The sequence below is a fragment of the Streptococcus mitis genome, from assembly GCF_946190065.1.
Taxonomy (GTDB): Bacteria; Bacillota; Bacilli; order Lactobacillales; family Streptococcaceae; genus Streptococcus; species Streptococcus mitis_DE.
Window position 1 is genome coordinate 67,331 of sequence record NZ_CAMHZD010000003.1, and the last position, 12,337, is coordinate 79,667.

General features: G+C 38.6%; 13 protein-coding genes. 5 read left to right on the forward strand and 8 right to left on the reverse strand.

Features of this window, described 5'->3' with window-relative positions; genetic code table 11:
* The first annotated feature begins 2 nt into the window (after positions 1-2).
* From OCF96_RS02295 to OCF96_RS02315, 5 genes are all read left to right on the forward strand, one after another.
* Positions 3-731 (forward strand): metallophosphoesterase, encoded by a 729-nt coding sequence (locus tag OCF96_RS02295; RefSeq protein ID WP_261445822.1) that lies wholly within the window; start codon positions 3-5, stop codon positions 729-731.
* 85 nt (positions 732-816) lie between these two features.
* Positions 817-1,590, forward strand: a complete 774-nt coding sequence (locus tag OCF96_RS02300; RefSeq protein WP_261445823.1) for a metallophosphoesterase — start codon at positions 817-819, stop codon at positions 1,588-1,590.
* Between the two features lie 171 nt (positions 1,591-1,761).
* Complete coding sequence (locus OCF96_RS02305) at positions 1,762-2,556, forward strand: rolling circle replication-associated protein (protein WP_261445825.1); 795 nt, start codon at positions 1,762-1,764, stop codon at positions 2,554-2,556.
* A 7-nt stretch (positions 2,557-2,563) separates the two neighbouring features.
* Positions 2,564-2,833, forward strand: coding sequence for a helix-turn-helix domain-containing protein (locus tag OCF96_RS02310; protein ID WP_001196077.1), 270 nt, complete (start codon positions 2,564-2,566; stop codon positions 2,831-2,833).
* A gap of 41 nt (positions 2,834-2,874) precedes the next feature.
* Entirely contained in the window at positions 2,875-4,095 is a 1,221-nt protein-coding gene (locus OCF96_RS02315) for a site-specific integrase (RefSeq protein WP_261445831.1), read from the forward strand.
* A 107-nt stretch (positions 4,096-4,202) separates the two neighbouring features.
* Here the strand turns inward: OCF96_RS02315 and rpsI are convergent, their stop codons facing one another.
* The 8 genes from rpsI to OCF96_RS02355 all read right to left on the reverse strand — a co-directional run bounded on the left by rpsI (position 4,203) and on the right by OCF96_RS02355 (position 12,313).
* Entirely contained in the window at positions 4,203-4,595 is a 393-nt protein-coding gene (gene rpsI, locus OCF96_RS02320; protein WP_000075973.1) for a 30S ribosomal protein S9, read from the reverse strand.
* 18 nt (positions 4,596-4,613) lie between these two features.
* The gene (rplM, locus tag OCF96_RS02325) at positions 4,614-5,060 is read right to left on the reverse strand and encodes a 50S ribosomal protein L13 (protein WP_001044624.1); all 447 of its coding nucleotides are present in this window, start codon (positions 5,058-5,060) and stop codon (positions 4,614-4,616) included.
* A 215-nt stretch (positions 5,061-5,275) separates the two neighbouring features.
* Positions 5,276-6,475 carry an ABC transporter permease gene (locus OCF96_RS02330; RefSeq protein WP_254753670.1) on the reverse strand — a complete coding sequence of 400 codons (1,200 nt, stop codon included), beginning with the start codon at positions 6,473-6,475 and terminating at the stop codon, positions 5,276-5,278.
* On the reverse strand, positions 6,472-7,365 hold the full coding sequence (locus OCF96_RS02335) for an ABC transporter ATP-binding protein (RefSeq protein ID WP_261445837.1): 894 nt from the start codon (positions 7,363-7,365) through the stop codon (positions 6,472-6,474). The genes OCF96_RS02330 and OCF96_RS02335 overlap by 4 nt, the downstream gene beginning before the upstream one ends.
* Before the next feature lie 235 nt (positions 7,366-7,600).
* The gene (pheT, locus tag OCF96_RS02340; protein WP_261445838.1) at positions 7,601-10,006 is read right to left on the reverse strand and encodes a phenylalanine--tRNA ligase subunit beta; all 2,406 of its coding nucleotides are present in this window, start codon (positions 10,004-10,006) and stop codon (positions 7,601-7,603) included.
* A 120-nt stretch (positions 10,007-10,126) separates the two neighbouring features.
* Positions 10,127-11,173, reverse strand: a complete 1,047-nt coding sequence (pheS, locus tag OCF96_RS02345; RefSeq protein WP_261445848.1) for a phenylalanine--tRNA ligase subunit alpha — start codon at positions 11,171-11,173, stop codon at positions 10,127-10,129.
* Between the two features lie 266 nt (positions 11,174-11,439).
* Entirely contained in the window at positions 11,440-11,889 is a 450-nt protein-coding gene (locus OCF96_RS02350; protein ID WP_261445997.1) for a GNAT family N-acetyltransferase, read from the reverse strand.
* A gap of 4 nt (positions 11,890-11,893) precedes the next feature.
* Positions 11,894-12,313 carry a chromosome partitioning protein ParB gene (locus OCF96_RS02355; protein WP_261445851.1) on the reverse strand — a complete coding sequence of 140 codons (420 nt, stop codon included), beginning with the start codon at positions 12,311-12,313 and terminating at the stop codon, positions 11,894-11,896.
* Positions 12,314-12,337 lie beyond the last annotated feature (24 nt).

Consider the following 12,337-nt stretch of genomic DNA (forward strand, 5'->3'; position numbering starts at 1 on the left):
TTATGGCTAAACTTTTTGTAATATCTGATATACACGGTTACCTAGATGAGTTCATATGCGCTCTCAGTAAAGTAGATTTATCTGATAAAAATAATCGTCTTATTCTAATCGGAGACTACATTGACAATGGACTTCAATCTTTTCAAGTTATTTCCAAAATAATTGCACTTGAGGAACTTTATCCTAATCAAATTATCACTCTATTAGGAAATCATGAAGAATGGTTTTATGATTGGTTGATTTTAGAAAAACCTACTTCTTCTGCATTTTCAGAAACAATAAAAAGTTTCTTCTCTTCGGAGGAATTGAACCATATTTTTAAATCGAATGCTAACAACTTTGAAACAAGTGTTAGAAATGAAATTAAAAATAATATCAAGTTCAACTCATTCATAAACTGGTTTAAAAAACGATATAGGGATAAACGCTATTATGAAACTGATACCCAAATTTTTGTTCATGCTGGCATTGATGAAGAAGCTGGCAAGCTTTGGAAAGAGCTAACGAGTTCAGAGATGTTTACAAATAAATTTCCTCTTACCACTGGTGGATTTTTAAAAGATATTGTTTCTGGTCATGTTGCTTCTTGGGAAGTAGCTAAAGATAAAAGTTACCTAGGTAAGATTTACCATGATAGTAAAAGTCATTATTTTATTGATGGAGATGTAAAGAATAGCAAAACAATACCTGTTCTTTGCTATGATACAGCTTCAAAATCCTATCAATATTAAAAAAATACTTCTCTATTACATAAAAAATTTAAGCAAGCTTAATTCTATTCTTATACTAATAACAAAAATAAAGAGGGGAATCTATATGAAGACATTATTAATTGGCGACTTACATTTAAAATCTCAACTAATTTTACCTATTGTTGACAAGATTATACAAACACATAATATTAAAAGAATCATTTTTCTTGGTGATTATGTTGATTTACATGGACAAACTAACAATATCCAACTATATGCCAAAGATCTCACTTTTCTATACGATTGGAAAATAGAAAAAGAATTAAATTCAATAGAAGTTATTAACCTTATGGGCAATCACGATGTTTATTATTTACTTGGAGAACAAGTTCCTTTCTCAATTCAAAATCTAGAGGTCTTTTTCGCAGTTCAACAATTATTACAAGATTTGAATTTACAAGTAGCTTATCAACTAGATGATTATTTAGTTAGCCATGCTGGTTTCAATTTGCTATTTGACCCAAAAGAATGGCACTTTAAACCTTTTACTGAAGAATATGAAGAAGAATTAGAAATCCTTGCTAATGCAGTAGGATATATGCGTGGAGGAGGAGATATGGCTGGTTCTCCTTTATGGGCTCATTTTAGAGAACTAGAGCTAATCCCTAATCACAACTACCCTAAACAAATTGTTGGACATACCCCTAAAGAATCTATCGATATTTCTAAAAATGTTATTGGTATAGATACTTTTTCATTATATATTGACAAAGATAATAAATATCAATTTATTGGTAACGGAGATTTGCTCGTTTATGACCAAGGACATCTTGAAATCATTTCAACTGACTGGGCTACAGACCAAACATTAAAACAATTACCTAAACCTCAAATTTAACTACTACTTCTCATCATGTGACTAAGCGAAACTGCCGACTGGAAGTCGGCAAGCTGGAAGCGTGTTTAGCAGAGCGATGCTTAGAAACACATGATAGAAGTATGGAGGAGCTTTGCTTCTCCTAGTTTATTTATTATATAAGCAAACATTACGAGAAAAGGAGATGATTTTGTGAGTTACAATCGCAAAATTATCCGAACTTCTTCGTACCTTGAAATATGGGAATACGAATCTCCAATTTTTTCAAATGATACTACTCAAATTGATGAAGAACACATTTCACTAAAAGAAAAGAAGAAACGTAGAACTTTTGAAGAACTCACAACTGCTGAACAAGATGAACGAATAAAAAGAATTTCTAACACTCGTAAAAATTCTAAATGGAAACTTCAACGCCTAATAGATACAAATTTTGATGACAGAACTAGTTTCCTTACCCTTACAACCAAAGAAAATATACAAAACAGATATGAGTTTAATTTACTTTTTGATAAATTTATTAAACGTTTAAACTATCACATATACCATTCCAAAAAAAGACTTATTAAATATATTGCAGTATTAGAACGACAAAAAAGGGGAGCGTGGCATGCACACATTCTCCTTTTTTCATTTCCTTTTATCCCTCATAAAGAATTACTGACAATTTGGGGGTTAGGTGCAGTTCGGATAAACAAACTACATAACTTAGATGATTCTTCTAATGCTGGTCGTTATGTTGCAAAATATATGGAAAAAGGCATAGGACAGGAATTATTAGATAGTCTAGGAAAGAAGGCTTTTTATTCTTCTCGTAATTTACAAAAGCCTGAAGAAATAAAATTATTTACAAGTGAATCCTTAGATAACCTTGTTAAGAATGAAGATATCCTATATGAAAGCAACTATATTAGCAAAGTATTTCGAAAAGGACACTTAATTGACAATAAAGTAAAATACAAAAAAATAAAGTTAAGTAAGGAGTAAGGAAAAAATGCAAGTTATTCTACCAACAGAACAAGTTCAAGAAATACAGTCGATGATTACTAATCTCTTGCAAAATGAAATTTCTCATTTCAAAGAAGATTTAGGTTTAGATAGTCCTTACCTTAACAAGGGGCAAACTTGCAAATATCTAGGGATATCTAACAATACATTAGATGGCTGGATACAAAAGGGGCTACCCGTTATTAAAATTGGTAAGACTGTCCGTTTCAATAAAAATGAGATTGATAAATGGCTTTGTAGAAAAGCTATGCTATAATATCTCTAATGATATATCCTGACTCGTAAAAGGAGAACATCATGACAGTTACAAAAACAAATAGTAACACTTACAATCTTAAAGTGTATATACCTAAAGAAATCCGACCTAAAATGGGGATTAAAGGAAATCACTTTGTTAAACGCTATAAAACAAGAAAGGAGGCCAAAGAAGCTGAACTAGAAATTTTAACTAAGATACATCAACTTGAAAATGGTGAGGATATCCTACTTTCTAAAACTAACGATATTCTATTCTCTGAGTTCTTTAATAATATTTGGTGGGATTCATACAAAGCTGGTCAAACAACTTCAACAACTAAACCACCAACACAGGTTACTATTGATAATACTAAAACTGTTTTCAGAAAGCATATCTTACCAATGTTCGGTAATTATTCAATCAATTTTCTGAATCAAAATAAGCAAGTCGTACTAAACTTAATGACTGCTAAAGCTGAAGAATATGCTAATTTCAAGGTTATTCGAAGCTATGTAAACTCAATTTTCGATTGGGCTGAGGAATTAGAATACATAGAATCAAATCGATTATCCAAGACAATTAAGCGAATTAAAGCCACCAAAAAGCTAAAACTCCAAGAATCCAAAAATGAGGAAGATTTGTATCTATCTAGTGAAGAATTAAAAGATTGGTTTGATGCTTTTAGAGAAGATTTGGAGAACGATAAATTATCACTAAAAGATTATGTCCTATTCTTTACAACCTTTATTCTAAGCGATAGAAAATCTGAATCCTATGCCCTACATTGGAAAAACATAGACTTAGAAAACGCTCAAATTGACTTAAGGCATGCACTTGACAAATATAAGAATGTAAAGTCAACAAAAGGGAATAAGAAAACGATTTTTTCAATTCCTAGTTACCTTGTATCACTTCTTTCAGAATGGAAAAAACAGCAGAAATATGAGTTAGCAAAATTTGGTATAATGCAAACATCCGATCAACTAGTCTTTACCTATATAGATACGAAAGGTAATGTAAATAGCCCTCTACACGTTGATTATCTCAATAACAAAATGAACTCTGTTAAAAGACGACACCCAAAGTTAAAACACGCTACACCTCATAAATTACGACATACAGGAGCGACACTTGCTAAAAAAGCAGGAATGAGCTTAGAAGCCATTTCTGAAGCATTAACTCATAGCGATACCGTTACAACTAAGACTTATGTTAATACTTCAAACATAGTTCCATTATCTGCTGGACAAGTTGCCTACCAACATCTTAAAAATAAGTAGGGTAATTTTAGGGCAAATTTTAGGGCAAACTTTTTTAGAAAGTATAGAAAAAAGCACCCATAGGGCAAACCTTTGAGTGCTTTGAAACGTTGATATAATCGTATTGATTAACGTTTTGAGAATTGTGATGCTTTACGAGCTTTCTTAAGACCTGGTTTCTTACGTTCAACTTTACGTGAGTCACGTGTAAGAAGTCCTGCGCGTTTCAATGAATCGCGGAAGTCTGGGTCTACTTGAAGAAGGGCACGAGCGATACCGTGACGGATAGCTCCTGATTGACCTGCATATCCACCACCTACAACGTTAACGAAAACGTCGTATGAACCTACAGTTGAAGTAACTGCGAATGGTTGGTTGATTACAAGACGAAGGTCAGCGTGTGGGATGTACTCTTCAACATCTTTTTTGTTAACAGTGATTTTACCAGTTCCTGGAACAAGGCGAACGCGTGCAACAGCGTTTTTACGACGTCCAGTACCTGCATATTGTGCTTGTGACATACTTTATTGTTCCTTTCCTTAGATAAGTCCTGAAATGTCAAGAACTTCTGGTTGTTGTGCAGCGTGAGTGTGCTCAGCTCCAACAAATACTTTCAACTTCATACCTTGAGCGCGTCCAAGAGTATTGTGTGGAAGCATACCTTTAACTGATTTCTCGATCAAACGTACTGCATTTTTAGAACGAAGTTCACCTGCAGAGATTTGTTTCAATCCACCTGGGTGGTTTGAGTGAGTGTAGTAGATTTTATCAGTTGCTTTTTTACCAGTCAATTTAACTTTTTCAGCATTGATAACAATCACAAAGTCACCTGTATCAGTGTGTGGTGTAAATGTTGGTTTGTTTTTTCCGCGAAGTACGCTAGCAACTACTGCAGAAAGACGTCCAAGTGGTACATCAGTTGCGTCAACTACGTACCATTTACGTTCAACTTGGCCTGGTTTAGCCATAAATGTTGTTTTGTTCATGATTTCTCCTATATATAGTTCGATTTTTGTTTACGGTGATGGGTGTTCCTTCCCATCGAAAAGTATTTGGAAGGTTCCGGGGCCTTTCAAATGGGGTAAACAATACCGCCTACTATAATACCAAATTTCACCCCTAAAAGTCAATAGATATGAAAAATATTTTTCTGAATTCCACTCTTTTTGTCTCTCAAAAACCTCGCTTTCGCGAGGCTCTTCTATTTATAAGATAAGGCACGTTTAAAGGTTTTCCAAGGACCTAAATCATCTGTCTGCAGAACGAGACTAGCATACATACGCCCAATAAAGACTGTTGCAATTACTGCAAAAGCAATCGTAATAGCAAGCGAAATCCAAGCTTCTAGGCCATTTGCATAACCATTAATAGCTCTAAATGGCATGAAGAAAGTCGAAATAAAGGGAATATATGAACCGATTTTCAAGATCAAATTATCCCCTGCAGAACCTAAAGCAGTAACTCCCACAAAGCCTACCATAATTATAATCATCAAAGGTGACAAGGCTTTTCCTGCATCCTCAGGACGAGAAACCATAGAACCTAGGAAGGCTGCTAAAACTACGTACATAAAGAGACTGACCAAAATAAAGAGCAAGGTATTTAGAGAGAAAGCATCTCCCAAATGGTCCAGAATACCAAACTGAGCTAATAATGGCAAATCCTTAAAGAGCAGAATTGCAGCGAGACCACCCACGACATAGATGCCGATATGAGTCAAAATCACGAGTAACAAGGCAAGCATACGAGCATAGAAATAATGGCTAGCTCGAATGCTAGAGAAGACCACCTCCATGATTTTAGTCCCTTTCTCACTAGCCACTTCCTGAGCAGTGACACTAGCATAAGTAATTAAAATCATATAGAGAAAGGCTCCAACCGCTGTAGCCGCAATTGTTTGAATCATTTTTTTATTTTCCTTGGATTCATCAATTTTCTCCGTAAAGTTAACTGTTTGTTCCAAGCGTTTTTCCTGCTCTTGCGACAAATTAGCTGCCGAACGATTGAGTTGATCTTGAAGCTCATTTAACTTGCTCGTTACTCCTAGCTTAATAGCACTCTCAAGGGAAGTTTCACCGTGATAGACTGCCTTGAGGACGCTGTCCTCTTGGTCAATGGTTAGATAACCCTTGATTTTCTCATCTTTGATAGCAACTTGGGCACTGGCTTCATCCTGATAATCAAAATTGAGACCATTGGTAGATTTGAGACCTTCTGTCACAGCTGGAACCGTGCTAATCACTGCTATCTTACCACTTTGAGCCATTGATGAGCCTTGGAGATAGCCAATTCCTCCAGAGAGACCGATAAACAAGAATGGTGAAATCACCATAAAGAAGAAGCTCCACGATTTGACATGTCGAAGATAGGTTTCCTTGATTACAACCCACATATTTCTCATACTTCCACCCCTGATTCTAGTTTAAAGATTTCATCGATTGTTGGCGCTTGTTGATCAAAGGTTGCAATATATTGCCCCTGAGTCAAGATTGGGAAGAGTTCCCTTCCAGCGCTCTCATCCTCCAAGATCAATTTCCAACTGCCTTGTTTGGTCAAGCTCACCTGTTTAACATGAGGAAGTTTTTCCAATTCTTCCTTGCTTCGCTCACTTGAAACAAAGAGACGCGTTTTCCCGTATTGATTACGGACATCCTGGACCGGCCCATGCAAGACTACACGACCATCTCGAATCATGAGAATATCGTCACAAAGCTCCTCGACGTTGGTCATGACATGGTCAGAAAAGATAATGGTTGCCCCACGTTCTTTTTCTTGAAAAATGACTTGTTTGAGCAATTCTGTATTAACTGGGTCCAATCCACTGAAAGGCTCATCCAAGATAATCAAGTCTGGTTCATGAATCAGAGTAATAATGAGCTGAATCTTCTGCTGATTTCCTTTTGACAGACTCTTGATTTTATCAGTCAGCTTCCCTTTCACTTCCAACCTCTTCATCCATTGAGGGAGTTTTTCCTTGATCTCCTTGGCATCCATACCTTTTAGAGTCGCCAAGTAACGAACTTGTTCAAGGACTGTCAATTTAGGTATGAGACTGCGTTCTTCAGGCAGATAGCCAATCCGAGCATAGGTTTCCTGACGAATATCCTGACCATCTAGACTGATTTCTCCCTGATATTCTAAAAACTTCAAAATACTATGGAAAATCGTTGTTTTACCAGCACCGTTTTTCCCGACTAATCCCAAAATACGACCTGGTCGCGCTTGAAAGTCAATACCAAACAAAACTTGCTTGGATCCAAAACTTTTCTCTAGACTTCTTACTTCTAGCATCTTTCACCTCCGAAATGTCTTGCACTCATTATACTCCTTTTTGATAGCCTTTACAATGATTTCTGTCCATTTTTATCATCCTCATTTTAGTAAAAAATCTTAGGGTACTTTGAGTTATGAGTAAATTATACACTGGTAAACTCCAATTTATCTTCTCTGTTCCTCAACTGTCTATTTTTGATCCTGAATTGTTATTTGAAAAGCAAAAATCCACCCCGAAGGATGGATTGATAAGTTAACGCACTTCTGCATTGACTTTTTCTTCAAGAGACGCTTGGATTTTTTCCATGTAGCGTGCGACTTCTTCGTCCGTTAAGCTATCTTCTGGATTTTGGAAAGTCAAGCTATAAGCCATTGACTTCATACCAAGTCCCAGTTTTTCGCCTGAGAAGACGTCAAAGAGTTTGATATCTGTCAAACGTTTCACACCGGCAGCTTGGATAGCGTCCACAACTTCTTGGTGAGTCACTTCTGCCTTGAGGAGAAGGGCAACATCACGGCTGACTGCTGGGAATTTAGTAATTTCTACAAATGGAGTAGCAGGTTGAAGCGCAGCTTCGATGGCTGAAAGGTTAAGCTCAGCTACATACGTTTCTGGAATATCGTAAGCCTTAACAGTGACTGGATGTACTTGACCAAGGAAACCAAGAACTTGATCACCGAGTGAAATCATAGCTGTACGACCTGGGTGGAGGCTTGCAATTTCAGATGTTGCCGTATAGGTTACTTGGAGTCCCAAACGAGCAAAGAGGGCCTCAAGGATTCCTTTAGCATAGAAGAAATCAACTGGAACTGCTGCTGTTTGGAAATCTTTTTCTGCAACCAAGCCTGTCAAGGCAAAGGCAAAACTGTTGATTTCATTTGGAAGTTCTTCTTTTGGATTACCTGTTTGTTCAAAAACTTTCCCAATCTCGTAAAGGGCCAAGTTTTTGTTCTTACGAGCCACGTTGTAAGCAACTGTATCTAGGATACCTGAAATCATATTTTGACGGAGGACAGAACGATCCACAGTCATTGGCCACATGAGTTCTGTAAGGTTACTTGGTTGAGCCGTAAACTCAACTGCTTTTTCAGGAGTTGTTAGAGCATAGGTGATAATTTCTGTCAAACCTGCTCCTTCAGCAATGGTACGAACTTGACGGCGGAGTTTTTGTGTAGCTGTCAATTCACCAGCTGTACCATCATCTTTTGGAAGGCTGGTTGGCAAGCGGTCATAACCATAGATACGAGCGATTTCTTCAAAGAGGTCTGCCTCGATAGTGATATCCCAACGACGACGTGGGACGCTGACTGTAAAGCTATCTGCATTGCCAGAAAGACCAAAGCCAAGACGACGGAAGACGTCTTCTACATCAGCGTATGAAAGCTCTGTTCCAAGAACACGATTAACATCGGCAAGAGTTGAAGAAACTTCCACATCAGAGGTATCAAGCTCACCCGCTGAAACGATACCTTTACGCACCGTCGCACCTGTAAGTTCTGCAATCATGCTAGCTGCCGCATCAAGAGCTTCGTTAACAGTTGCCACATTGATACCTTTTTCAAAGCGAGAAGATGACTCAGAACGAAGGTTAAGACGACCGCTGGTCTTACGGATTGATTTTCCGTTGAAGACTGCAGCTTCAAGGACGACACGACTAGATTTCTCAGAGATTTCTGTTGCTTGACCGCCCATGACACCTGCAAGGGCTACTGGCTTGTCTGCGACAGTGATGACTAAGTCATTCACGTCCAACTCACGTTCTTCACCATCCAAGGTCACTAATTTTTCACCAGCACGCGCTTCACGCACACGGATGTCATTTCCCTCAAAAGTATCCAAGTCAAAGGCATGCATTGGTTGACCAAAGTAAAGCAAGATATAGTTGGTCACGTCCACAACATTATTGATAGGACGGATGCCTTCATTCATAAGGAGATTTTGCAACCATTGTGGACTTGGTGCGATAGTCACATTGTCCAAGATACGAGCTGCATAGTAAGGTGCCTTGTCTGTCTCAATGCCTACAGAAAGAGCATCTGCTGCAGCTTGGTCAGTTTCTGAAAGAGTAAATTCTTTAAAGTTGACCGCCTTGTCATAGATGGCAGCCACTTCGTGAGCTACTCCACGCATAGAAAGGGCATCTGCACGGTTTGGTGTGATTGAAAGTTCGATGATTTCATCATCCAAGTCTAGGTATGAGAAGACTTCACCCCCAGGAACGGCATTTTCTGGCAAGATTTGGATTCCATCTGCGAATTCCTTAGGCACAACTGAGTCAGAAATTCCCAATTCACCAAGGGAACAAATCATCCCAAGTGAGTCAAGACCGCGGATTTTCCCTTTTTTGATCTTGTAATTGTCAGCGATGCGAGCTCCTGGAAGAGCCACCATAACCTTGATACCAGCACGCACATTCGGTGCACCACAGACGATTTGACGGGCTTCTTCTTCGCCAACGTTAACCTGACAAACATGGAGGTGAGTTTCTGGCACATCTTCGCAAGACAAGACCTCACCGACGACAATTTTTGAGAGACCAGCAGCAGGTGACTCCACACCTTCTACCTCGATTCCTGTGGTTGACATTTTTTCAGCCAACTCTTGTGATGGCACATCAATGTCCACCAATTCTTTTAACCATTTATAAGATACAAGCATAATTCTGATTGTAAGATCCCACCAAGTAAGACCTTTTCAATTCCTTTCTTTTTCTTCGAGTCAGTCCTCACCATTTCTCGTCAAGAGTAGCTGACTAGGACTGTGTTTCAGGTTTCAATCTTATTTAAACTGTTCTGAGAAGCGGACATCTCCTTGGTAGAATCCACGGATATCGTTGATTCCGTAACGGAGCATAGCTACACGCTCTTGTCCAAGACCAAAGGCAAAGCCAGAGTAAACAGTCGCATCGATACCACTCATTTCAAGGACACGTGGGTGAACCATACCGGCTCCCATAATTTCGATCCAACCTGTTTTCTTACATACGTTACAGCCTTCTCCACCACACTTGAAGCAAGAAACATCCACCTCAACAGATGGCTCTGTGAATGGGAAATAAGATGGGCGCAGACGGATCTGACGCTCTTCACCAAACATTTTTTGCACAATCAACTGAAGGGTTCCTTGAAGGTCAGCCATAGAGATATTTTTCCCAACAACCAAGCCTTCGATTTGGTGGAACTGGTGACTGTGGGTCGCATCGTCTGTATCACGACGGAAAACGCGTCCTGGTGAGATCATTTTCAAAGGCCCTTTAGAGAAATCATGAGCATCCATGGCACGCGCCTGTACTGGAGACGTGTGAGTACGGAGTAAGATTTCTTCTGTGATATAGAATGTGTCCTGCATATCACGGGCTGGGTGGTCTTTGGGAAGGTTCATACGTTCAAAGTTATAGTAGTCTTGCTCTACTTCAAAACCATCCACGACTTGATAACCCATCCCAATGAAAATATCTTCGATTTCTTCACTGGTTTGTGTGAGGACATGACGGTGACCCGTCGCAACTGGACGACCTGGAAGTGTCACATCGATACTCTCGCTAGCCAGTTGAGCCGCGACTTTCTTTTCTTCCAAGAGCTTAACTGTTTCTTCAAAAGCAGCTGTCAAGACATCACGAGCTTCATTGACGTGTTTCCCAATGATTGGACGCATCTCAGCAGAAACATCTTTCATCCCTTTGAGGATTTCAGTGAGCGAACCCTTTTTACCAAGGACAGAGACACGCAAATCTTGCATCTCTTTTTCATTTTCAGCAGAAATCTGCTTCAAGCTAGCCAGCGTTTCTTCGCGAAGCGCTTTTAATTGTTCTTCAATAGTTGACATAATTCCTCCATCAGTCGCTCATAAAAAGAAAACCACATGCCAAAAACTCCACTCGGAGCGTTGACACGCGGTACCATCCGTTTTCATCTGACAAGTCAGACCTTCATTTCTAAATCCATACGCAAGTGAATTCACCCAGCTTTCATATAGAGAGCTTGCAGTCACGGCTCTCCTCCCTGATATACTTCCCTTGGGCTACTAGTCTTGCGGATTCCTATTCAATTACTACATAGTTTATCAGATTTTTAGTTAAAAAACAAGTTAGATTAGACTAATTTCAATATAAAACTCATTCCTTTTTCTGTTGCTCCATTTTCCACAAATCCAAGCGACTTGAAACACCTCCTAGAAGCATGATTGTAGGTGTAGATTTCTTTGACTCTCAATTCTTTCCATCCTTTTACTCGAGCCAATTCAATCAAAGTACTTAGGATCTTTTTTCCAAATCCTCGATGTTGGTAAGCGGGATTTCCAATCACAATGGGAAGATTATCCTGAGATAGTATAACATCCCCAATTGGAAACCATTCTCCCTTCTCCTTGACTTCAATCCAAAAAAGCTCACCATGCTGATCCAAATAGAAATACATGGCTTCCAAAGTTTCTTGACTATAAGGAAGCTTCACCCCATCTACGAGGTAAACTAAGTCCACATTCTGATACCAAGCAAAAGCTTCATCACAATGATTGACCTTATAATAAGGAACAAGACGCAGTGAATTATCTATTTGTAGGGTCTGTTTCATCTGCTTTCCTTTTCAACAAAAGAGTTGCTGCTTGATTAAAACCATCACACCAATTATACCATTTTGTTTCATACTCATCTTGAGCTAAGATATGATTTTTTAAATCCAGAACAGAGTAAATTTTTCTTTCTTCGCAGGCTTGCGCATAAAGATGATATAGTTCATCACCGCCGTCTCTATCAAACTCAGCAGAAATCGTATCCCGACCTGACAATAAAGCCTGATAAGTCCTGTGATGCCCATCTGTAATCAACAAGCAATTTCCAAAGGCAAGAATACTGATTGGATCGACTTGGATTGTTTCTGCCGACTGGTAAAGCATCTGAATATCTTGCAACTTCTTTTCTGATAAGTATAGTTGAGTCGGATGAAGATCTGCTATATTGACTTTCATTTCTTTCTCCTAAAAGGAATTTGA

What these genes read in the sequence shown, in the direction of transcription:
- OCF96_RS02295 (WP_261445822.1), top strand. Translation starts at nt 3, where the DNA reads ATGGCTAAACTTTTTGTAATATCTGATATACACGGTTACCTAGATGAG.
- OCF96_RS02300 (WP_261445823.1), top strand. Translation starts at nt 817, where the DNA reads ATGAAGACATTATTAATTGGCGACTTACATTTAAAATCTCAACTAATT.
- OCF96_RS02310 (WP_001196077.1), top strand. Translation starts at nt 2,564, where the DNA reads ATGCAAGTTATTCTACCAACAGAACAAGTTCAAGAAATACAGTCGATG.
- OCF96_RS02315 (WP_261445831.1), top strand. Translation starts at nt 2,875, where the DNA reads ATGACAGTTACAAAAACAAATAGTAACACTTACAATCTTAAAGTGTAT.
- rpsI (WP_000075973.1), bottom strand. Translation starts at nt 4,595, where the DNA reads ATGTCACAAGCACAATATGCAGGTACTGGACGTCGTAAAAACGCTGTT.
- rplM (WP_001044624.1), bottom strand. Translation starts at nt 5,060, where the DNA reads ATGAACAAAACAACATTTATGGCTAAACCAGGCCAAGTTGAACGTAAA.
- OCF96_RS02330 (WP_254753670.1), bottom strand. Translation starts at nt 6,475, where the DNA reads ATGAGAAATATGTGGGTTGTAATCAAGGAAACCTATCTTCGACATGTC.
- OCF96_RS02335 (WP_261445837.1), bottom strand. Translation starts at nt 7,365, where the DNA reads ATGCTAGAAGTAAGAAGTCTAGAGAAAAGTTTTGGATCCAAGCAAGTT.
- pheT (WP_261445838.1), bottom strand. Translation starts at nt 10,006, where the DNA reads ATGCTTGTATCTTATAAATGGTTAAAAGAATTGGTGGACATTGATGTG.
- pheS (WP_261445848.1), bottom strand. Translation starts at nt 11,173, where the DNA reads ATGTCAACTATTGAAGAACAATTAAAAGCGCTTCGCGAAGAAACGCTG.
- OCF96_RS02355 (WP_261445851.1), bottom strand. Translation starts at nt 12,313, where the DNA reads ATGAAAGTCAATATAGCAGATCTTCATCCGACTCAACTATACTTATCA.